At 30.7% G+C, this 22,775-nt stretch carries 20 protein-coding genes; 3 read left to right on the top strand and 17 right to left on the bottom strand.

Translation table 11 applies throughout. The features are described from left to right. Window positions 1-44: 44 nt before the first annotated feature. From IGJ24_RS02305 to IGJ24_RS02265, 9 genes are all read right to left on the bottom strand, one after another. Window positions 45-2,672, bottom strand: a complete 2,628-nt coding sequence (locus IGJ24_RS02305; RefSeq protein WP_048969060.1) for a DEAD/DEAH box helicase family protein — start codon at window positions 2,670-2,672, stop codon at window positions 45-47. Window positions 2,673-2,674: 2 nt separating this feature from the next. After that, complete coding sequence (locus IGJ24_RS02300; protein WP_048969059.1) at window positions 2,675-4,633, bottom strand: site-specific DNA-methyltransferase; 1,959 nt, start codon at window positions 4,631-4,633, stop codon at window positions 2,675-2,677. Between the two features lie 122 nt (window positions 4,634-4,755). Continuing rightward, the gene (locus IGJ24_RS02295) at window positions 4,756-5,610 is read right to left on the bottom strand and encodes a GIY-YIG nuclease family protein (protein ID WP_048969057.1); all 855 of its coding nucleotides are present in this window, start codon (window positions 5,608-5,610) and stop codon (window positions 4,756-4,758) included. Between the two features lie 196 nt (window positions 5,611-5,806). Continuing rightward, window positions 5,807-6,265: a hypothetical protein gene (locus IGJ24_RS02290; protein ID WP_048969056.1), complete on the bottom strand. Its 459-nt coding sequence runs from the start codon at window positions 6,263-6,265 to the stop codon at window positions 5,807-5,809. Window positions 6,266-7,469: 1,204 nt separating this feature from the next. Then, on the bottom strand, window positions 7,470-7,895 hold the full coding sequence (locus tag IGJ24_RS02285; RefSeq protein ID WP_048968888.1) for a hypothetical protein: 426 nt from the start codon (window positions 7,893-7,895) through the stop codon (window positions 7,470-7,472). Beyond that, complete coding sequence (locus IGJ24_RS02280; protein ID WP_289865529.1) at window positions 7,895-8,350, bottom strand: recombinase family protein; 456 nt, start codon at window positions 8,348-8,350, stop codon at window positions 7,895-7,897. Before IGJ24_RS02280 ends, IGJ24_RS02285 begins: the two co-directional genes overlap by 1 nt. An 8-nt stretch (window positions 8,351-8,358) precedes the next feature. Further along, window positions 8,359-9,129: a hypothetical protein gene (locus IGJ24_RS02275; protein ID WP_289865520.1), complete on the bottom strand. Its 771-nt coding sequence runs from the start codon at window positions 9,127-9,129 to the stop codon at window positions 8,359-8,361. Window positions 9,130-9,146: 17 nt separating this feature from the next. Further along, window positions 9,147-9,359, bottom strand: a complete 213-nt coding sequence (locus tag IGJ24_RS02270) for a hypothetical protein (protein ID WP_048968771.1) — start codon at window positions 9,357-9,359, stop codon at window positions 9,147-9,149. Between the two features lie 217 nt (window positions 9,360-9,576). Continuing rightward, on the bottom strand, window positions 9,577-10,146 hold the full coding sequence (locus IGJ24_RS02265) for a recombinase family protein (RefSeq protein ID WP_048968773.1): 570 nt from the start codon (window positions 10,144-10,146) through the stop codon (window positions 9,577-9,579). Window positions 10,147-10,523: 377 nt separating this feature from the next. Between IGJ24_RS02265 and IGJ24_RS02260 the strand changes: the two genes are divergently transcribed. Continuing rightward, complete coding sequence (locus IGJ24_RS02260; protein ID WP_033625963.1) at window positions 10,524-11,144, top strand: hypothetical protein; 621 nt, start codon at window positions 10,524-10,526, stop codon at window positions 11,142-11,144. Between the two features lie 536 nt (window positions 11,145-11,680). Next, the gene (locus IGJ24_RS02255) at window positions 11,681-12,598 is read left to right on the top strand and encodes a hypothetical protein (protein ID WP_048968777.1); all 918 of its coding nucleotides are present in this window, start codon (window positions 11,681-11,683) and stop codon (window positions 12,596-12,598) included. Window positions 12,599-12,617: 19 nt separating this feature from the next. Here the strand turns inward: IGJ24_RS02255 and IGJ24_RS02250 are convergent, their stop codons facing one another. From IGJ24_RS02250 to IGJ24_RS02215, 8 genes are all read right to left on the bottom strand, one after another. Further along, a complete protein-coding gene (locus IGJ24_RS02250) occupies window positions 12,618-13,190 on the bottom strand; it encodes a tyrosine-type recombinase/integrase (protein WP_048968778.1) in 573 nt (190 codons plus the stop codon). 207 nt (window positions 13,191-13,397) lie between these two features. Further along, window positions 13,398-14,597: an SIR2 family NAD-dependent protein deacylase gene (locus IGJ24_RS02245; protein ID WP_289865519.1), complete on the bottom strand. Its 1,200-nt coding sequence runs from the start codon at window positions 14,595-14,597 to the stop codon at window positions 13,398-13,400. After that, window positions 14,563-15,879, bottom strand: coding sequence for a hypothetical protein (locus tag IGJ24_RS02240; protein WP_048968781.1), 1,317 nt, complete (start codon window positions 15,877-15,879; stop codon window positions 14,563-14,565). The genes IGJ24_RS02245 and IGJ24_RS02240 overlap by 35 nt, the downstream gene beginning before the upstream one ends. A 322-nt stretch (window positions 15,880-16,201) precedes the next feature. Next, entirely contained in the window at window positions 16,202-16,549 is a 348-nt protein-coding gene (locus IGJ24_RS02235; protein WP_289865518.1) for a hypothetical protein, read from the bottom strand. Window positions 16,550-16,694: 145 nt separating this feature from the next. Continuing rightward, a complete protein-coding gene (locus IGJ24_RS02230; RefSeq protein ID WP_048968782.1) occupies window positions 16,695-17,660 on the bottom strand; it encodes a tyrosine-type recombinase/integrase in 966 nt (321 codons plus the stop codon). Window positions 17,661-17,734: 74 nt separating this feature from the next. Further along, window positions 17,735-19,309, bottom strand: a complete 1,575-nt coding sequence (locus IGJ24_RS02225; RefSeq protein WP_002355543.1) for a peptide chain release factor 3 — start codon at window positions 19,307-19,309, stop codon at window positions 17,735-17,737. 173 nt (window positions 19,310-19,482) lie between these two features. Further along, window positions 19,483-20,862: a hemolysin family protein gene (locus IGJ24_RS02220; protein WP_002363168.1), complete on the bottom strand. Its 1,380-nt coding sequence runs from the start codon at window positions 20,860-20,862 to the stop codon at window positions 19,483-19,485. Window positions 20,863-21,036: 174 nt separating this feature from the next. Continuing rightward, on the bottom strand, window positions 21,037-22,251 hold the full coding sequence (locus IGJ24_RS02215) for an AI-2E family transporter (RefSeq protein WP_172759295.1): 1,215 nt from the start codon (window positions 22,249-22,251) through the stop codon (window positions 21,037-21,039). Between the two features lie 75 nt (window positions 22,252-22,326). Between IGJ24_RS02215 and IGJ24_RS02210 the strand changes: the two genes are divergently transcribed. Further along, complete coding sequence (locus tag IGJ24_RS02210) at window positions 22,327-22,758, top strand: GNAT family N-acetyltransferase (protein WP_002358682.1); 432 nt, start codon at window positions 22,327-22,329, stop codon at window positions 22,756-22,758. Window positions 22,759-22,775: the final 17 nt, after the last annotated feature.

Here is a 22,775-nt window from a genome sequence, read left to right as displayed (position 1 = left end):
CTATGCATTATTCATGCAATCCATTTAATATTGGAATCAATTTATTATATATCTTCAATAAACAATCCAACTTTCTTATCTAAAGAATTGCCATCATTTACTTTCTCTGATAATTCATTGATAAATTCTCTTTCGTTATCTTCATTATAAAATTTCAATCCAATCAAACGAACTTCTTCATTTTCACCAATTATTTCAATATCTGAACCGTTTATTTCATATAACATCTCTTGTTTCCAAGCATCATTAGATTCTAAATGTTGTCCTTTTGGTTCAATATAGACTTGATAATTAAAAGTTTCATTTTCAAGATACAGAATAAAATCAGGCATAAACCCTCGTGGTCCATTAAATTCTGTTAGTTTCAAACGAATTCCTTTTTCATCGTTACGAATAAGGTATACTTTTTCATATTTATTTTCCAATGTTTGAACAAAAGTTCCTATCAAATCAACTAATTTCTTTTCTGTGCCATTTACAATGGCATGTGTATATACAAACCAATCTTTACCTTTCATTGAATGTGGACGGATACGCTGTGTCACTTGACCTGTCTGAACTTTAGACGAAACTACTTCATAATCCTTCAACACATCTCTAATAGGAACTGGCTTAAATATTTTCAAACCAATCTCTTTTTTATAATTTTTGCGAATTTTCTCTTCACAATACACCAAAAACTTATCAATAATTTCTAATTTTTCAGTAGCTGATAAATCAGCAATGTACTGACCCTTAGGTAAAGACACCTTTATAGAAACGCCATTAAAATACTGTGGACTATTAATCAATTCTTCTTTTGATTCAAGCAAAGGTAAATAATTTTTCAAATTAGAAAAACGGAAAAAAGGATTTCTCTGTAGAGCTTTTCTAAAGAAACGTTTATCTACATGTAAAAACTCTGATTCTCTCTGAATTACCATTTCATCATTAACGTTCCCTTGATAATCTGTTTCAACAGTTGAACCTATATATTCGGTTTCCCATTCTTTGGGAATTGTAAATTTATCTAGCGAACTATAATCTTCAGAAGTCGTTGCTCTACTTTCATTAATAAATAGGTTACCTTGCTTATAAACAGTTGTATTTTTAAAAGAATTTTTTAATTTCGTTTCAAATATTTCTACTGTTTCATCACTAGAACTAATTAGATTAACGGCATTCATTGATTTTTCAAGATTAGCTAAATAGCCTTTTTCATTAATTGTATGATAATGCAATGTTTCTAAGAAACGTAAATCACTATTCACATTATCAAACCTGCGTTGATAACTTTTCTCTCCTTTATATACAAAAGGAAAATATCTTGCTCCTCTACCAATAAGTTGTGCTTCACTATCTGTAGCGGTTCTAGTTACTCCTGCCCCTTCAGAAATTCTGACGATATCATAAAGATTTAGAACATCCCATCCCTCATTAAGCTTTGCGACTGCAAAAATAACTCGAATTGGATTATTGATATCTTCTAAACTATTCAATAGTACTGCATTATCCTCATTTAACATGTTTTTTTCGTTGGCATTTAAAATATTTCTAGCTTCAAAATTCTCCTGAATTTCTCGGATAACACTATCTAAATCTTGTTCTAAAAAATAAGAAAAAACTTTATAGAGTGTAGAATTCGATGATACTGTTGTTTTTCTCTGATTAATATATTTAGTTAAACTTTCAACAGACAAATTCTCTATGATAGCGTTAAATTCTTGTTGTTTTTGTTCAGAAATTTTAATTTTACTTGATTTAAACATGATAATAGGTTTGAAATAAGAAATACCATTTTCCCTAGCAATCAATTTTCTGTATTGACTTAATAAAAGGGCATCTTTCATTTTTTCATCATCATTTTCTGAAGATTGTAGTCTTAATACATTTTTAGAATAACCATCTGTCATAAATTCGCCTAAATCATATTTGTAAAGAATTTTATCACTATATTTTTGGGAAATATTTTTATCATCCATATTGATTGTTGCTGAAAACTCTAAGAGTTTATTATTCGTTCTTAGATATAGCATTTTGTTAATAGTATTTTCCCAAGAAGTTTCTTGCTCTTTTTCTTTCTTTGTGGAAGCATTAAAATGATGGGCTTCATCACCTAATATGACAATATCTTCCTCTTCTAAACTCTCTAAAGAAATACCATTTTCTTTGGGTTTATTTAATTCTCCATGAATCTTTTGAATAGTAGTCAACTTTAGATAAATTGTGTTTTTATCTTTAACAACAGGAAAATTGTCCACTGCTTGAATCATAATTTGTTCGCCATCAATAAAAATGCCATTAGAATTAAACAAATACTTATTTGATTGTGTGTTTAACATATTTTCTTGCGTTTTCTTTATAATCGCATCAGTATTTACAAGGAAAATAAAGTTCTGATAATTGAATTCTTTATATAAATACAACATCAAACTCGCCATCACCATCGTTTTCCCAGAACCAGTAGCCATATTAAAAAGTAAATGTTTTCTTTGAAAACCTGCATCACTAATGCCTGCAAGCAAGCTATTGTCTTGCATAAACTGAAATCTTCTAAAGGCTTCTTCTTGATAAGGACGAAGTTCATCTCTTAGATTAGTTTTAACATATTCTGGAACTTCATGGGTATTCATTGCATAAGTGATGGTTCTCATTTCTCTATCTAACCATTCATATAAGCGTTCTTTTGCCATAACTATTTCTCCTCATTGTTATAAAAGCTATGATTAAAGGCTTTGTCATCATCAGAAATGATAACATTTTTATCTTCAATCTCTGAATAAGGTACATATAATTGATTCTTATCTAATGCTTTTTTGAAAATTTCTTTTTGTTCGTTAAAAGTTAGGTCATTGAAAGTAACAGAACCTTCTTTTTCATCATGTTCTTTTAATAATTCATTAACTAGTTTTTCTTTATCTAATTGGAAATTTAAATCAGCATTGTTATCTAATTCATCCCATAAATTAGATAGTTCTTCTTTAGTTGATGCTTGGTCAATTTTGTTCATATATAATTGATTTAATTCCATCAATTCAGCATAAATAAATGAATCTCCACCTTGCCAATTTACATCTTTAGAAATTCCGCCTTGTTCGCCTTCAATTACTTTTTGAAGCCTTGGAACAGAAACTGTATTGATATAATCCATTTGTTCAATACCAATAAATCTTCTATTCATTTTCATAGCAACAGCAGCTGTTGTTCCAGACCCCATATGAAAATCTAACACTAAATCATTAACATCTGACCCTATTTCGATGATATCCTTAATCAAATTCTCAGGTTTAGGAAAACTGAATACCTTACCATCAAACAATTTTTGTAACTCTTCAGTCCCTCGTCTGTTAGAATATTTTGCATCTTGCCACACTGTTCTTGGAATTTGTTTCTTTGGACGCATCTTTTGTGCAATCCGATAAGTACCATCAGTTTTCAGCTGTCCTACTAACTCTGTATTCCCAAATTCTCTAACCTTATTTTTCCCCCATCTCCATACAAACTGTGTTCCATCAGTTTGAGATACAGGAGGGAAAACTTCAATAATATGAATATCATCTTTATCACAAGAAACACTTCTATAGCCATTATCATCAGCAACAGTTGACAGGTACATTGGATAGTATAAGTTGGGACGATTTTTTTTGTTAAAAGCAGAATTACTGTTAAATAAAGGATGTAAATAATAATTACTAATAGAATCACTTAATTTGAATTTTTCTTCTGTTACACTCAAAGCATTAGTTTTTGTGTTTTCTGAACTTTTTCCATAAACATGAATATAATCATGAGTCTGGGCAAATGCTCCATAATCTCTGCCATTTGGAGTCGATGTATTTATTATAGTTCCTAAATATGAATCCTTAAATATTGAATCCATCAATACTTTGAGTTCAGCAAATTCATTTCTATCAACACTAACAAAAATTACTCCCTCTTCAGATAACAATTCCTTAGCTATCAATAATCTATTCTTCATAAATGTCAACCATGTAGAATGATTGAATCTATCATTATATTTAAAGGAATCATTACCAGTATTATAGGGTGGGTCAATATAAATACATTTCACTTTTCCTGCATATCTTTCCTTCAGAGAATGTAAAGCTAATAAGTTATTTCCCTTGATAATTAAATTATCTTCATCACTGAAAGAATCAACTGTATGTTCTCCGTCAGCATCATATTTTTTTACATTCACAAATGCCTTCGGTGCTAAAAGAGTATCTATTTCATCTCTTGCAATGATTTCATTATAAAAAACTTCTTCTTTTCCAGTATCTTCTTTCGTCATACCACCTTTTAAGACACAGTCTTTATAAGGAAAATCTAGCACGACATCAGTATTATATTGAAGATATTTCCCCTCACTTGATAGTCCAATCGTATTTGAATATTTAGTATAGCTATCTGCCCAATAGTCTTTGTATCGTAAAATATCAATAAATTCTTGCACTTTAAAAATAACGACATCTCCAGCTTTTATCGAATAATTCTCTCTAATTTTCTGATTTTTCAATAATGCTGAAATTAAAAGTGCATCATAATTTTTCAAATCATCAATAACGATTGGTCTTTGTAGCTCTTCACCGTTCCAATACTGCGGGAACTCTTTTAAAATATCTTTAATTTGTTGCATTAATCGAGTATCCATTTTTCAGCTCCTAAATTTATTTTTGTCTATTTCATTATATCAAGCAGCGTACTATAAGTCATGAAAAAATAAAAAAGTCCTATAATTAGGACTTTAGTATAATTAATAATATCCGAAAAAATCTATCTCTCTACTACTTCATCAAGCGTTTTACCTTGATTATTCTTCCATACTTTCCAACCATTATACGACCCTTTCCCTATAATATCCGCCCCAGTAGATGGTGCAGTAAATGTATAATCTTTTAGAAAATAACCATTTTCATCAATAGTCCCAGATAAAATCAATTGATTTAATAAGTTTTGTCTTCTAAATCCCTTATTCGGTTCTAATGATGTTATTTCTGACCCCTTTAAAACAGTCATTCCATCTTTAGAATATATTGCTCTAGCATCTGAACCACGAGCATTTAAATAAAACACTTCTTCTTGGTCTGATAAATTATTACTAGAAACAACGGGAATAAATAATGGATACCCTGAAAATGTTAATAATGTGGAAATTGAATGAAAAACGTCTTCTAAATCAGCTTTTCTTGCTTCTGAAACATATGATTGTGTAGGAATGCTTTGCGTCAATTTGTATCTTTCTGCCTCTAACGCTTTCTGATAACAATAATTTTCCAAGTATTTTATATCTGCTTTATTTAATTGGTTTGCTTCACTGTTTGTTGTAAAAATGATAGCTACTGTCCAATTTGGCTTATTTTTCAAATGTCGGATTAAACGTTCGGATACATCTTCACTTTCTCCTATGTAGACCTCACTTTCTCCATTCGCTTGAAGATACCCTTCCTCTTCAAATAAAAAATACAAGCCATTATAATTTAATTCTTCTCGTAATGATATGGCTTCTTTTATTTCATCACGAGGAATCAGAATAGATTGAACTGTTCTGGTTGGAATATGACTGATTTGAATACTTCTAGTATCACCACTTGGAAAATAAGTTTGAATTGTAAATGGATTATCCTTCATACAGACTCCTTCCAAAAGATAAATATTTTATTGCTATTTTACCATACATCAATGATGATTATAGAATTTATTTTCAAGAAATTAATTGATGTATAAATATCACTATTTTTTTATATTTGAAAATAAAGAAAATAAATTTTAACTATTTAAAGCAACTGAATAGTTTCTCAATTCACGTAAAAACATTTTTATTTATCTAAATTTTTTTATAGACTTTTTTAATCCACTCTTTCTTTAATCGAGTAGTAACACCTTGTGGAACAATATTTTTAGAGTGTTCCTTTAAATCAAAATAAAAAATATCTGTCTTTGTTTCCCAATTCTCAAAATGATTCAAGTGCCAATGCCAATCAATTAAATCAGACCATAAGAAATTTTTATATAGTAACTTGTTAGGTACTTCAAAACAAAATACATTATGTTTATCAAAATCAATATACTTCCAAGGAACGTGTTTCATTTCAAAATAAACCCAAATTAAACACCTATCTAAAGGTAAATTAGTTCTATCAGAATAATGTTTTCCCATCCAACTATAAACATCATCTACCCACTCTAAAGTATCTTTATCCCAATCACATTTTTGTGGCATAATATAGCCTTCTTTATCTACAAAGCACAAAAAATCTTTTGATTGGACTGTATATATCTTCACTAAATCTCTCTCCTTATATAGTTTTTTATGATAATTGGATATATTTTATCAAGTATATTCCTTTCATATATGCAAAAATTCACTTTATACTAAAAACAAATTTATTATACATGGAAAATTCAAAACTGAAATACTCCTATTTCTATCTCTAAATTTTAGATAAAAATCACTTAAAAAATGCCCCCTTTAAAACCCAGTAAAATCAAGGGTTTTCTCTTTGTTGACAAAATTAATGGATTATCGTTATATCAATGTTTTAAAGCACTATTTTTCAAAAAACACCTCTCAGACGACACGAAGAAAAATTTGTGGGTAATTCTACGCTTAAAGTTATCTGAAAGGTGTTTTTTGTATCGAAGATTTACCTAAACTATGCTTAAACGTTTATATATCAATTTTTACATATAATTTTTCAAATTCTAAAACTGGTACAAGTAAAATTTTTATCTTGCCGTCAGATTATGATTTAAAATAATATCCACAAAGTCATTTTACTATTTAAAAGTTCAAAAATATTTTATAGATTTCTACAATCGATTCTATGCTGCTTATTTTGCGTTCTAAGACGTTTTAAATTTTTACGTATAATTTTATCGAAAATAATTTTCAACGCTCTTTAGAGATAACACAGGCTATTTAAAGCACATTACGAGTTATTTTATTATTTAGAAACTCCATTGCTTCATTTTATATACTATTATGTATATCCTTGTTAGATAGAGGTTCATATAGATTTTTCAAGTACTTTTATTTAGTAAAACAAAAAGAAATAAACATAGAATTTTGTTATATATAAAAATACATAATCACTAATAGAGAGTAAATTTTAGCTATTTTACTAAACCTAGACAGTGCTTTTAAGTAAGCAAGATGAATCTTGCTGTCACCATAAAATATAAATACTGATATATCAACGTTTTACAGCTATTTACATCACACAATTATCAAGTGTAAATAATTTTTTGCGTATTTATATGTGCGAAAACAGATAGTTTACCCCTAGTTTTATTAGCCTCATCGTTTGATACCTCTAGAGGGAATATTCCTTATAGAGGTATCTAATGATTTCTATCAATTTCGTCAGTATTTCTAGGGGTAAACTATACGTATTTTTCTTGTTCAATACGCAATTTTCAACTGGCAATAATAATAAAGATAATATTCTTCATGCACATAAATAATTTGTATTAGCCACACTTATCTTTTATTTTCTATTTCTAGGACTATATGACAATAGTTCTTCAAATTTTTCTAATTCAAATATCATAGCTTTTTTTTCAGGTATTAAATCTCCTTTAAATTGATACCTCATATCTTCTTTCCATTTATCGCCCATTAGTGACCGAAGAATATTCCGTATTGCACCATATTGTATTTTGACACTTCCTTTTTGTTGGCTTTCAGGTTTTGAAAACGGAATAGACTTTAAAGAGTTGGGCTTACATGCCTGAATAGCAAATATTTTATTATCTCTATCTAAAAGTAGCTTTACGTGACTTGAATACCCTAATGCTTCTGCAATTGATTTATCAAATGTCAAAGAATTTTTATTTAGGGTCAGCAAATAACTACCAGTTGTTTCTACACTAATTACTTCAAAATTATAATCGTCAAAATTTATTTTACTCATTACTGGTGTTCTCCTTTCGACAATACTTTAGCAACTTCCTCTTTTGACCATTTAGCATCAATCACAATAAATCCTTTAAATAACCCTGATTTAATAGTGGAAACAAAAGTTTTAGGTTTTTCAATATTTTTGACTGTTTTCTTTTTGAATCCTTTTTTTGGATTTAACAATAATTCTTGAACCAAATCCCAATCTTCTTCAGATACAATGGCAGGCAATCCATTTCTCAATAAATACTGGGGTTTCTCACCATGGTTGACTTTTTTCTTATGTGTAAAGCAATCTACAGTAAAAGTCTTTTGCATGATAACTAAGCCAAAATACTTCTCATTTCTTAACACACGATAAATTGATGGAGATTTCCACTTATTGCCTGCTACAGTTGGTATATTCGCTTCATTTAGAAGACTTGCTATATCAACTGCCCGAACTCCTTCAAGAAAATTTTTATAGATGAAACGAACTATTTCAGCTTCTGATTCCTCAATAACAACCTTACCAAATCTATCTTTAGTAAATCCTTACGGTTATCACCACTGTCTTTCAATTTTGCATCATAAATCTGAACAGAAGTATCATTACCTGTCTTGCTATCATTCATTTGGTCAAGTAGTGTGAAATAGCCATTTTTATTTATATCGCCTGACATACTACCATAAGCCGTATAAAACCCTTTTTCTCTATAATCATTTGCTAAATAATCTACAGTAACTCTTGAAGAAAAACGATAGGGAATTATTCCATATTTCCCAGAAGTTAGTGTATTAAGAGATGTAGGATTATCAACTGTTCGTTCTCCTAACCGAATCCCTTTCAAATCACCATTTTCATCTAAATAAGTAGAATAAATTTCATATTCATCTTCTATTGGAACTTCTTTTCCTAAAATTACATCCATTTCAGTTTTCAATGAATGGGCAAGTTCATCTCTTTTCATATCAGCATTTAAAATAGAATTTTTTTCATTTAATGATGTATCGTAAATTGTCCAATTATACGAACTTTCATCTCCAGTTTGACCGATTACTAGTTCATTTTGAACATAAATCGTATCGTAATCTGTCGCTGTTTTTGATTGAATAATTGATTCTTTTTCTTTAGTATGGGTTATTGATTCTACTGTGGATGATTGGATAGCCGCTTCACTATCCTTAGTATTTTGCACTTTCCCACACGCACCTAACATACTAAATGATAACAAGCCAATACTTGCCATTTTTACCCATTTTTTCATTCTATTCACCTCTTCTGTTATCTTTTATTAAATAAACTAATTAAAAGTAAAATTCCTCCAATAAATAAAAAAGAAATAAACAAGTGTCGGAAAATAAAATCTAATACGTGTATCAGAATTGTAATAGCAATCACTAATAATACTATCCATCCAATGCATCCACATCCTTTTTCCTTCTCGTCAGGTACTTCTATCATTTCCTGAAAAATACGTCCACCTTTAAGTGCCATTTTTTCAACCCTTTCTGACTATTATACGATGTAAAAATCCAAGGTTTTTTCTGCATAAAAAAAGACCAATCTATCAATCTTCAAAACATTGATACACTCGTCTTTGTCTGTCAGTTATTTTTTTAATAAATTATCGGTAAAAAACCTTGGTTTTGTACCGATTAATTGCCCTGTTATACTACTAAATTTTATCGTTTGTCCATTAAAATAGCAAGTACTATTTTCTTGACAAACCTTCACTTTTAGCTAAATTATAGACCGTTTTCACACTAACACCACATTTTTCAGCAATTTCATTTAGTGACAATTCTTTATTCTGATATAACTTTAAAACTTTCTTTTTCGTGTTATTTTTTACTTTAGGTCTCCCAAGTTTCTTGTTTGAATTCGCTAAGGCTTCTTTTGTTCGGATACTGATATTTTCTGCTTCAAATTCTGCAATAGCCGCTAAAACGGTAAAAAATAGTCTTCCGGTCGCTGTTTTCGTGTCTACACTCTCTTGAATGCTTTTCAGATGAATACCTTTTGCATTTAATTCTGACATTAGATTCACTAACTGCTTGCTAGACCTACTTAAACGAGCTAAATTATAGATAAGTAAAGTATCTCCTGTATCTAAATTTTCTAACGCTTTTTCAAGCTCTGTTCGCTTCTCTTTTCTTCCACTTACTTTTTCAGAATAAATAATATCTGGTTTATACCGCTCTAACGCCTTTTTCTGGACTTCTAATCCTAAATCTTGTGAGCTAGTACTTGTTCTGATATATCCAATGACTTTATTTGTCATCCTGCAAAACCTCCCTTCTTTCTTTATTTTAATTGTTTATTTTCCATACAAAAATACCCTAGTATCACATAAAAAATGGATACTAGAGCAAATTAGGGATTTTCTATCATATAGAGGGAATACAATTATCCAATATTGTATCTATTTATATGACAATGGTGTATTTCATCAAGGTATACATTTATTATTGCATCAAAAATAACAAATGTCCAGCGAATTAATCCTCCTTTACTTTTCTATTATTTCCCTTTAAACACTTTATTATTCTAACAAAAACGCTTTTTTACAGAAATTATCCTGTTCTATAAAATTGATTTCTGATAGGTACTTGCTATAATTTATACTACAATAAAATAACAAGAAGGAGGTCATTTTTTATGACAAATGGAACAAGTCAAGGACTATTTATAGTTGTTGCAATAATTATATTTGGTATTTTTATAGCTATTAGTTATTTATTATTTAGAAATACTTTAAAACCCAGCTTATCGACAATATATTGTGATTCTTTTGAACAAATAGATGAGAACACCAATCTATTAGATACTAATAATAGTAAATGTATGAGAAAATTTAACAATTCTTTTGAAGTTAAAGGTTATTTTAATATTTGGTTTAAAGGAGCGAATTGGGGACCTATCATTTGGACACCAGATAATACAGAAATAAGAACAATTAAACTAAGCCAAGCATCAAATGGAATACCTACAATAGAGAATGGATATGTTCTTGTTGATAGTATTTCCGACATTAATGTTGCTGTAAAACAAGATGCTATTGATAAAGGATTTGGAACAAACAAGACACGTGAAGCATATATAAGTATTAACGGAGAAAAAGAAATATACTTAGGTAAAGCGAATTCTTCAAATGTAAGCTGGGGAACAAATAAAGGATTAAAACTAAAAATCGGTGAAGTAAATACAATTAAAATGAAATACATCAATGTTCATGGTGGAAAAACAGTATATACTTTACAGGTAATAATACTCAATTAATACTTGATTTCTCTCTAATAATTTTATTAGAGAGTTTTTTTGTCAACAATTTTAAAGACATGATTCAAATTTCCATCATCTATTTTAAGATGATATAATGAAGGGGTGAAGTAGGGTTAGGATACTTATGGATTTGGGATACTCTTGTGGGATACTTTTAGGAATTGAACACTCTTTTTTATTAAATTACCACCCCTTCATAAACCCTACATTCATAAAAATTATAGGCTACATAATCCCTTCACAAACCCTACATAAAGCATTTTTTAATAAAAGCAGATGAGAACTTTTTGAGAACTTTCATGAGAACTTTTATAAAACTACAGGAAATTTGAAAGGATTTTGAAAAAATTGAATGGAAACCTCCGTGAATTTTTTCTAACTGGCTGCTCCTTACAATTATCCTAATTTTCTACTAACTTACAATCAGCAAATTGAATGGATAGTTTTAAAGGATAGTTTAGAGAATAAACAATTAAGTTTATTAAATATAATATATTATCAATTATACAAAATTACTATTGGAGGGAGTGAACATGACAACACAATTTGTAAACAAACGAGCAATTGACACAGAAGAATTATTTCAATTAATTGACAACTCAGATGGCATCTATGAATCCACCCTACTGAAAATGCTTCAGTGCAATCGAATCAGTTTAGAAAGTCGATTAAAAACCCTTGAAAAAAACAAAATGATTACGAAACAAAAATTGGGAAAATATTTCTTTTATACGAACCATTTTGATTCTAAGAATTTAAGCCTATTAGATAGTCAAGCCAACATTATTCAAAAGCTTGTTGACTATGCTATGTTTACTGAAACTATTCAAATTATCACAAAAGATAACAACTATAAGGAAGTTTATCTTTCAGCTTATGTCACAGGCAAAATTAACTTCAAAACGAACGAACAATTAAAACAAATTGCAAATGTGCGATACAATCAATTAATTTCCAAAGAAGACATGAATTGGTATTTAGAATTTCTAAAAAATATACTAACTAAATTTCCAGTCAAAATTTCAAGTATTACTAATAAACTTGACTCTCATTATCATACAAATTCTTTAGATGCGGTTGAAATTCTATCTATTCCCAATATCGAATATATTCCTATACTGGAAGCAAAACTCGATGATTTTTCTTATAAAAAAATCGCTGGAAATACTGACTATATTCGCGATGATATCTTACTCTACATTGAATCTGAAAATAGAATTTGTTATTTTGATAAAATTCAAAATAGGCAATATGAACTAAAACGAATTAGCTCAATAATGGACTTCTTTTATGTTCTAGCTAAGAATTCAAAATCTAAGGATACGTTTTACTTTTCTTCAAATACAAATGAATTAGATACTGCACATCAACTTTATAATAAAAGCCAACAGAATAAAAAGAAATTTAATACTGTTCAGCTAAAAAAGAACAAACAAAAAGCACAATCTTAAAGACTGTGCTTTTTACTATTTAAACTAAAGGATTAAACTTATCTAAACTTGCTCGAATTTCTTCCTCTTCTAATCCAATATACCGAATCGTGATTGCTTGACTACTATGATTTAGTATTTTCATCAGCGTAGGAATATCCCTGAACTGTCGGTAGTATTTATATCCGAATGTTTTCCGCATCGTGTGCGTGCCAATATAATCTAATTCAAGGGTGTCTGCGACTCTTTGCAAGACTTTATAGTATTGATGGGTTCCTAACGGTTTAGAATGGTCAGAAGGTCTATAAAATAACCAATTAGATTGTCCATCATGATAAGAATTTAAATAATCAATTATTAAACTAGTCAAATTGGATAGATTTAATTCTCTTTGTTTATTTGTCTTTTTCTCGACAATGACTGTAGTAGTCTTATTTTGAACATCAGACACTTTTAAATTCAAAATATCAGAAATTCGTAAACCTGTATAAATACCAATGACAAAAATCAGATGGTCTCTTTTTCCATGTTTTCCTTTTTTCAATTCCGTTAAAAAATCTAACATCACTTGTTTATCTTTTATAGGTTTTACATTAATAATATTTCGTGTCATTTTACCTCCTCCTATGCTGTTTTAAAGGGATACTTTTACATTGAATAATAATTAAAGTATCCTTTTCAACTTTGTGGTCAATTTCGATGTTGATAAATCAACATCTTCAAGGGATACTAATTACAAAAGTATCCATCACATGGACCTTTATAGCATCATAAATAACGGAGAGCAAATTTGTAGAACAAAAAAGAGTAGCTATTAGAGCTACTCTATATAAATATTCCCCAGTATATAGTCAATCATAAACTTATATTGGTTTTTAATATCAAAATCAGCTGATTTTATATTAATAAATCTTACATTTGTTGTCTTTAATAACTCGTCTTTTTCTTCCCTATCTCCATTAATCATTACATAATAGTTTGTGCAATACCCTTTATTAGACTCACAAATTTTTCCAAATTCATCACTAAAGTATGTGTCATTCATAGAAAATCCTAAAAACAACATAGAATGCTTGTTTATCAGACCAGACAGTATTCTTTTTTTATCCTCAGAATCATATAAATTAGCATAATCTTCATTAGTAACTACCATTGAATCATAGTTTTTGATAGAACCATGTATATGGAATATATATTGTGTTTCATCCAAAGATTCAAATCCTTGGAATGAAGAAATATCCCTTGATTCTTCATATCCTAAACTTAGCAACTGACTAGTCTTTTCCAACAAATCATCATAATTAGTTGTAATTATATATTCTGCATCCAATTTTAATACATCAGGTATTATTGAATTTAATAAAACTTCATTCTTAATACGTTTATTAACTGCAGGGACTACTAATTCTTTTTTCAAATCTTTATCATTGCAAATTAAAGGATGTGCTTCCTTTATCACATTTATAATCTTATCAACATTTTTAGATTCATACTGTAAATCAAAGTAAGGTTTATAATCATCAGATATCTTATCTCTAGCTTTTTTAAAAAGCTCTAACCATAATGGTAACCCGACACTTTTACTTATACCTGAACCAACAAACGGAATTACTCTGTCAATATTTTTTTGTATATCTTCCATCACAATTTTAGAATCTGAATCAAAATACTTTTCAAATAATTGAATATTATATGCAGAGAGTTCACTCAAATAGCTTGGTGAATATAGTTCAAAATATTCGTGTTCTAGAACTTTATTTCCACATATTTCACACTTTTTTTCTAACAATTCAGCATCATAAATTTCATCATCACATTCATATGAGATTTTTCTTTTAAGCATTTTTTGTTCCAATAATTTATTGAAAAATACTGCCGAATCCTCATCTTTCATATATTTTTTTAACAATTCCAAATAATGTTTTTCTCTAAAATAATTATCTCCATGTAAAGCTATCATGTTCAAGGACTTATTCCATTCCCCATTAGTCATACATAGCTTTTCTAATTTCTCTCTCAATATGTTCTGTCATCCCTCTATTTTTATTTTTCGTATTTTTTAAAGTTAAAGAAAAAAGCTCCTCAGTAATTTTAATTGTTGTTTGACTAACCTCCAATTCTGAATGTTTATCAAAAAAATCTGCATCAAACCAAGCTAACGTAAATTCATCTAGTTCTCCCGCAATTTCTATATCAGTATTTAAACTATAAAAAATTGATTCAAACGTTAAAGGGAATTTTCTACCTCTTGTTGTTGCTCTCCCACGAGCTAATTGTTGTCCTCTGAAACTAATCTTAGTCGGATAACACACTGCACCCGCTTCTTTCGCTTTTCTAATCAAATCACTTTCACTATACCCTGTTGTAATATACTCTCCTAAATAATTAGAAAAAATTCGTTTCATTAACATTTCAGTTTTCTCACTGTTTAGCTTTACTTTGCTATTCTTTTTATTCATTTCCTTATATATTTTCTTAATCTGTCTTTTTAAAACAGGAGATAAAGCATCATTTAAATCTTCAGAATAATCTCCTATCATTAAGTTATTCATCTTATTACAAAAATCAAACATCTTAGCTCTATTTATATAACAATCTTCCTTATGTGACATGAAACTACAAGAAAAAAAAGAATTTATTAAGTCTCTTATGCGTTTAAAAAAAGTAGCACCTGAAGATATATAGACCTTATTATCATTTATAATATTAAAACTTCCAGTTTTTCCATTAACATAAAACGTAGCATACCTTGTTTTTCTATCTAAATATATGATACAGACTCTTAATGATGTATTTCCATCCTTTTCTAAAAATTTTACACTTGCCATTATATTAACACTATTTTCATCATATTCTATAACAGGGAAATACAGTTCATTTATATTTTTTGAAGTAATTCTATCTATAAGATTATATCCTGATTCCGAAAAATCTTCATGATAATTTGTAGGAGTATTTTTTAAACTATAAAACGAGGAAATATTATTGATTCCAGACTTAATATCTTCATCAGTTATATGTCCAGAAACTTTCTCGAAAAAAATATTACTACAATTAAATCTTATATTTTCTAAGATAAGTCTATTTAAATCTATTACTGATAACAATCTATTTTCTAGTATGTAAAAAAATATATCATGTAATGTTTTCAAATCATCAAATAAACTAATATCTATAGTTTTTCCGTTTTGTTCAATAGTTTCTAATAAAACTTGTTTTAATTCATCTTCGTGAATTACATTTTTATAAGATGAAGCACGATAATCAATACTCTGGTTACTCACTTCAAAAACTTCCTCCATATTAATTAGCCCCTTACTATATATGATATTCTTAATTTGATTATATCACATGCTATTGAAAAACTCTTTGATACTATGTAATTTAAATCACACTAGTAAAAATTCTAAATAAATTTAATTTCAAGTATTAAACATTGTAATAAAAATGCGGTAAGACACTCGGAAAGCTATAATCTATTAAATACGCAGGTTGATTCGTTCTAATAAGTAGCATTCAACAATTTTTAATTTGAATTCAAAACCATACTTTTCCATAAAAATAACGACCTAAAAAAGTTAAACAAAAACTAACTTTTTTAGGTCGTTTCATTTCCTACTTATATTAAATCATTAAATTATCAAAATCTAACAAATCTTCATCAGCTACTGCAGTGCTTTCTTTAACAGTTTTTTTATCTGGAACTGTTGCTTCAGTAGTTTCAGTTCCTTCATCATCTTTTTTGAATTGGTTATTACCTTTCGCAATTTCTAATACTTTACGAGCGAAGTCAACATATTTTTGAGTTAGATATTTTTCTTTTAATTCGTTGAAGTATGCACCATTATCTCCCATGTATGCTTGGTATTCGTCATTAGTAAACTCTTGCAAGTTTGTATGAGATTTTTCCCAAGCCAAGTTAGATTTTTCAATCAATTCAGCAGATTTAGCTAATACTACATCAATAAACACTTGTGTGATTACTCATTTTTCAGTAAATATTGCACGAATTTCTAATTCTGTTACTGAGTTTATTTTTTTTGTTTTAATTGGGAAGTCCAATTAAAAGTCTAAGAAATTTATTTTAACTTATTAACTAGTTGCATCAGTGAATGAATCACCTCAAATTCATCAAAGTACTCGTTTTAATAGACTTCTCAATAAAATCTTCGCTACTTAACGTTTGAACATATCTTTGAGTCATTTCAATTGAACTATGCCCCATATTTAAACTTAACGTATAAATATCTAATCCGTTCCGTAATTGCATACTTGCATAAGTATGTCTTAGCGTATGCCCCGAAAAACGGACACAATCTCTTATATCAATTTGCTTCTTTATTTCTTGCATAATCTGCCAAATACTTTTTTCATTCAATTTTTTACCTAGATTACTGACAATAAAAGGATTTCCTTCTAACAAACCATATTTTCTTTTCTTAATTCGTTGATATTTTATTATGTCTTTTTTGAGAATTGGACTGACAGCGACTGCTCTATCCTTATTATTTTTTGATTTTCTAATAATGATTTGATTATTCATAATATCTTCATCTCGTATCTCGCAAACTTCGCTAATTCTCAACCCACATTCAATCATCAACATCAATATCACAACATTTCTTTGTGCTATATGTTTGTATGGGTGTTTTTTAGCAACTGTCAGCATTTGTTTAATTTCATAATCATTCAAAGGATAGATTACTTTTCTTTGTTCTTTTAATCTTTCAATATCAACAAACGGATTATAATCAATATATTTTTCAATTAACATATAGTCAAATAACTTCTTTAATCTGCTAACACTGACATTGATTGTCGATGCTTGCATTTCTTTTTCTTGCATATCTATTATCCAACTTTTTATATGTTTCTTTTCAAGCTGTAACGGTTCAACATTTATTGATTTGAAAAAATTTGCTGTGTTTCTCAATTTTGATTTATAATTTTTGATTGTTATTTTTGAAAAACCTCTCACTGTAATATCCATACAAAATTCTAAAATAATATCCTCCCAGTTCATGAAAAAAAGTCCCTTCTTATCAAATTTTGATAAAAAAGGACTTCTTGCAAACCAACGCATCTTAGTAGATTTTTGCTAAAGATGCGAGCTTCAATCTTCTAAAGATTCAGCTACTGATTGATTACAAATTAATTTTACATCAAACTTTTCAGTTCAACATCTGGATATTTATCCGCAAACCAGCGTTCCGCAAATTGGTTTTCAAATAAGAACAATGGTTGATCGAAACGGTCCCGTGCCAAAATATTTCGGCTAGAGCTCATGCGTTCATCTAAATCTTCTGGATTAATCCAGCGGGCAATTTTAGAACCCATTGGCGTCATTACTACTTCAGCATTGTATTCATTAGACATTCGGTATTGGAAAACTTCAAACTGCAATTGACCTACTGCGCCAATGATATATTCTTCTGTTAAATATGTTTTGTATAATTGAATGGCTCCTTCTTGAACCAGTTGGTAAATTCCTTTATGGAAAGATTTTTGTTTCATCACGTTTTTGGCAGTCACTTTCATGAATAATTCAGGGGTAAATGACGGCAACTCTTCATATTGAACATTCATTTTCCCTTCATACAAAGTATCGCCAATTTGGTAATTTCCTGTGTCATACACACCGATAATATCGCCTGCAACAGCTTCTGTGACGTTTTCGCGGGCATCCGCCATAAATTGTGTCACGTTACTTAATTTGACTTTTTTGCCTGTTCTACCTAAAGTCACGTCCATGCCTCTTTCAAAAACACCTGAACAAATTCGAACAAAGGCAATTCGATCACGATGGGCTGGGTTCATATTCGCTTGAATTTTAAAGACAAAGCCTGAAAATTCTTTTTCATAAGGACTTACTTCGCCACCCTCTTCTGTTTTATGCGCATGTGGCGCAGGCGCAAATTGTAAGAAGGTTTCTAAAAATGTTTGAACCCCAAAGTTTGTCAAAGCAGAACCGAAGAAGACTGGCGTTTGATCACCACGAGCGATTTTTTCCTCGCTAAATTCATCGCCTGCTTCTACCAATAACTCAACATCTTCCAACACTTGTTGATAAACGCTGTTATTGTGCAATGGTAAATCGCTTGGGATATCGCCATCTTTTAAAGGAATAAAACGCTCCCCGCCATTATTTTCTGGACGATATAATTCCACACGTTCATTATAAATATCGTATAGACCTTCTAGGCCTTTTCCCATACCAATTGGCCAGTTCATTGGATAAGATTCAATATCCAATAGTTCTTCCAATTCTTCTAAAAGTTCCAATGGTTCCCGTCCGTCACGGTCCAATTTGTTAATAAAAGTAAAAATTGGAATACCACGTTTTTTAACAACTTGGAAAAGTTTTTTCGTTTGTGCTTCAATCCCTTTGGCACTATCAATAACCATCACAGCACTATCCACGGCCATTAAGGTCCGATACGTATCCTCTGAGAAATCCTCATGTCCTGGGGTGTCCAAGATATTAATCCGTTTGTCTTGATAGTCAAATTGCATCACAGAACTCGTTACCGAAATTCCCCGTTGTTTTTCAATTTCCATCCAGTCAGATTTGGCAAAGTTCCCTGTTTTTTTCCCTTTGACGGTTCCAGCTTGGCGGATGGCGCCCCCAAATAATAATAATTGTTCAGTAATCGTTGTTTTCCCAGCATCCGGATGGGAAATAATCGCAAACGTACGGCGACTATCGACTGCTTCTTTTTGATTGATCGTCATAAAAATCTCCTTATCACTTGTGATGTTTATTTATTTATTTTCTTCAGCATAATTTTTGATTAACCTTTGCTAGTATATCATGTCAAGCCTTGAGAATAAAGAGCTGCTGTTGGCTGTTTTTTAAAAGGAAAACCTGCGACATTAGTCAAAACGACTGATGTCACAGGTTATTTTTAACGTCTTGGTTCGTCATCTTCCATTTCTTTACGGAAAAAACGACGATTTTCTTCTGGTTCTTCATCGACAGTTTCTTCATCGTAGAAATGAACGCGTAAGACTAGCAAACGTGTGCCTTCCATTTCTTCAGCAGTTAACTTAATATTGCCCACTTCAAAAGAAGGTTTTTCCCCTTCATCAGGAATGGTTCCTAATGCTGTAATTAAGTAACCTGCCATTGTATCAACATCGCTCATGTGTAAATCTGTTTCAAATACTTCATTAAATTCGTCAATTAACATGCGTCCTTGAACCAAATATTCATTGTCGGCCACTTGTGTATATAAATTTTCTACTTCATCTGTTTCATCGTCAATTTCACCAACGATTTCTTCTAGTAAATCTTCCAGTGTTGCTAAACCGACAACACCGCCATATTCATCTAGTAAAATCGCCATTTGGTTTTGTGTTCGTTTTAACTCATAAAGTAAATCATCAATAAAAATGGTTTCTGGGACAAATAATGGTTCTTGGATGATTGCGCCTAATTCAATGTTTTCAAAGCCTAAATTACGTGCAGCTTTTAGTAACGTTTTGGTATGTAAAATACCAACAATTTTATCTTTGTCTTCACTATAAACAGGAATCCGAGAATAATTTTCTCCTAAAATTAAATTGATGTTTTCTTGGACATCATCTTGGATATCAACCATGAATGCGTCTGTCCGAGGAACCATTACTTCTCGTGCCACTTTTGTATCTAATGAAAAGACACCTTGTAGCATTTCTAGTTCTTCGTTTTCCAAAACACCTTCTGTTTCAAGCATGTAGCGCATTTCATCTCGTGTCATCTTCGAATCGGCATCATCGAAAGTCATTGGTGTGATTTTGGATAATAAATCGGTCGAAGCCGATAGCAACCAAACGAAGGGACGCGCGATAACTCCTAAAAAGCGGACTGCACCAGAAGTCAATTGAGCGACTTCTTCTGATTTATTCATAGCAATTCGTTTAGGGTATAATTCACCAAATACAATAGAAACGTACGTTAACAAAGCTAAGATAATGATACTGGCAAGACTCTTAGCTGCGGCGCCGCCACCTAATACAGGGGCCAAACGACTAGATAAAGTCTCTGCTAATGAAGCACCAGATAGGATATTAACCAAAGTAATCCCTACTTGGATTGTGGATAAAAAGTTATTGGGGTCTTGCAATACCTTAAGCAATTTTTGAGCTTTTGCGTCGCCGTCTTCCGCTTTTTGTTCCACACGATTCTTGTTAACAGATACGACTGCAATTTCCGCCGCTGCCAAAAAGGCATTGATAAACGTCAACACGACTAATAATAGAAGTTGCGCAATTAGCGACTGACTCTCAGGGTCAGCATTATTCATAATGTTCTCTCTCTCCTTAATTGTTGATAATTCCGAGGCTGTACTTTCGTACTCTTTTAATGTTCTTCCTCTTTTTATGGTTAGGCTTAGAAACAGACACAATCAGTATTATGACAGGTTATTTTCTATCCTAATCCATAAAATCATAGCACGAAAGATTAGCGGATTCAATCATTAACCGTTATTTTCTTTCGTATTTGTTTCATTCCCTAAAAGAACGGCATTGGTAACTTTTTCACTACGACCCGCTTTGACCATATCAATAACATAGTAGATAATGGTCCGGCAGATTGCGTAAAATGGGACACCGAGGAAAATACCTAGCAAACCTGCTAAATTTCCTGCCACCAATAAAATTAAAATAATCGTTAACGGATGGATTTTTAAAGATTTTCCGATAACGTTTGGATAAATAATATTTCCGTCCAATTGTTGAACCACTAGCACCACTAAACAACATAAGGCTGCTTTGACGGGTTCATTAAAGATGGTCACTAAGACAGCAGGCGCTAATCCTAGATAAGGGCCTAGATAGGGAATTAAATTCGTAAAGCCGGCAATGACACCAAATAAAAAGGCATAACGAACGCCAAGCAATGAATACCCAATAATCGTAAATGTACCAACAAATAAACATTCAATCGCTTGCCCACTAATATAGCTGGATAAGGTTTGGTTCAATTGTCCTAAAAGATCCACAATATCATCTTTTCTTTTCTCAGGTAAAAAGCGTTGAATCGCTGGTACTAGCTTATCTCCATCTTTTAACATATAAAATAAAATAAATGGCGCAGTGACCAAAACAATGGTGGTTGACGCCACCGTTGATACGATTGAACCTAAGCTACTTGATAAACTACTTAAAAATTGTTGGATAATATTTGCATAAGAAATATCCATTTTTTCAATATAGCTTGTTAAATCAATTTGTTTAAAAATAGGTAACTCCGCAATCTCATAAATCCAGGTCTCCACTTGTTTAAAGAAATCCGGCATACTTGATGCTAAACTAGCTAGCTGATCTGCCAACTTAGGGATAATTGTTAATAAGATCAGAACTAATGCGATGATTAGTAATAAAAATACCAGTAAGACGGCATAAATTCGTTTCATTTTCGTCTTCATTAGTAGATTGACCACAGGATTTAGTAAATAATACAAAAAGCCTGCTACTAAGACTGGGGCAAACAACGTTGAAAAGAATGTCCCAATCGGTGCAAATAAGAAATTAATTTTCGAAGCAATAAATAATAGCATGGCCACGACAAGTAATTCAACTGACCAGAAAAATAATTTCGATTCTTTAAATCGATTAATCACATCGGCTCCTCCTTTATTTTTATTCAATTGTTGCTGTTTTATTTTATCACACCTTCCGCCCTCAGTCATTGAGAATACTTCATTGCTAGAACTTTTTCGTGGTATAATAAAATAGAAACAGATTCTGAACTTGGGGGTTTTTCTATGCATGTAGCTCAAACAAAAGATACCATGAGTGATCTTTATTTAGATGCTGTCCGGCTTCGTCAACGCGTATTCGTAGCGGAACAAGGGGTACCAGAAGAGATGGAAATCGATGAATATGAAGCTCGTTGTATTCACTTTGTTTTGTACACGGATCATGTAGCTGTCGCAACTTGTCGCTTGCTTCCACTAGAAAATGGCGTTATGAAATTACAACGAATGGCCGTTGAAAAAGCTTACCGTGGCGCCGACTATGGACGAGTGATTATGGAAGCGGCGGAAAATTTTGCCAAAGAACAAGGCTACCACAAGATTACTCTAGGAGCACAAGTCACCGCTGTAGGCTTCTATGAACGTTTAGGTTATCAAAAAACAGGCGCACCTTTTATGGATGCTGGCATTGAACACTACGAAATGAATAAAGAACTATAACACCAATTAAATCGGAA

The sequence above is a fragment of the Enterococcus sp. DIV0546 genome (assembly GCF_051712785.1).
Lineage (GTDB): Bacteria > Bacillota > Bacilli > Lactobacillales > Enterococcaceae > Enterococcus > Enterococcus faecalis.
The sequence above is the reverse complement of the archived record's forward strand: the minus strand, read 5'-3'. Positions and strand labels throughout refer to the sequence as shown.

Coding starts and splice junctions, on each gene's coding strand:
- IGJ24_RS02305 (WP_048969060.1), bottom strand. CDS start 2,672: ATGGCAAAAGAACGCTTATATGAATGGTTAGATAGAGAAATGAGAACC.
- IGJ24_RS02300 (WP_048969059.1), bottom strand. CDS start 4,633: ATGGATACTCGATTAATGCAACAAATTAAAGATATTTTAAAAGAGTTC.
- IGJ24_RS02295 (WP_048969057.1), bottom strand. CDS start 5,610: ATGAAGGATAATCCATTTACAATTCAAACTTATTTTCCAAGTGGTGAT.
- IGJ24_RS02285 (WP_048968888.1), bottom strand. CDS start 7,895: ATGAGTAAAATAAATTTTGACGATTATAATTTTGAAGTAATTAGTGTA.
- IGJ24_RS02275 (WP_289865520.1), bottom strand. CDS start 9,129: ATGAAAAAATGGGTAAAAATGGCAAGTATTGGCTTGTTATCATTTAGT.
- IGJ24_RS02270 (WP_048968771.1), bottom strand. CDS start 9,359: ATGGCACTTAAAGGTGGACGTATTTTTCAGGAAATGATAGAAGTACCT.
- IGJ24_RS02265 (WP_048968773.1), bottom strand. CDS start 10,146: ATGACAAATAAAGTCATTGGATATATCAGAACAAGTACTAGCTCACAA.
- IGJ24_RS02260 (WP_033625963.1), top strand. CDS start 10,524: ATGACAAATGGAACAAGTCAAGGACTATTTATAGTTGTTGCAATAATT.
- IGJ24_RS02255 (WP_048968777.1), top strand. CDS start 11,681: ATGACAACACAATTTGTAAACAAACGAGCAATTGACACAGAAGAATTA.
- IGJ24_RS02250 (WP_048968778.1), bottom strand. CDS start 13,190: ATGACACGAAATATTATTAATGTAAAACCTATAAAAGATAAACAAGTG.
- IGJ24_RS02240 (WP_048968781.1), bottom strand. CDS start 15,879: ATGGAGGAAGTTTTTGAAGTGAGTAACCAGAGTATTGATTATCGTGCT.
- IGJ24_RS02230 (WP_048968782.1), bottom strand. CDS start 17,660: ATGCGTTGGTTTGCAAGAAGTCCTTTTTTATCAAAATTTGATAAGAAG.
- IGJ24_RS02225 (WP_002355543.1), bottom strand. CDS start 19,309: ATGACGATCAATCAAAAAGAAGCAGTCGATAGTCGCCGTACGTTTGCG.
- IGJ24_RS02220 (WP_002363168.1), bottom strand. CDS start 20,862: ATGAATAATGCTGACCCTGAGAGTCAGTCGCTAATTGCGCAACTTCTA.
- IGJ24_RS02215 (WP_172759295.1), bottom strand. CDS start 22,251: ATGACTGAGGGCGGAAGGTGTGATAAAATAAAACAGCAACAATTGAAT.
- IGJ24_RS02210 (WP_002358682.1), top strand. CDS start 22,327: ATGCATGTAGCTCAAACAAAAGATACCATGAGTGATCTTTATTTAGAT.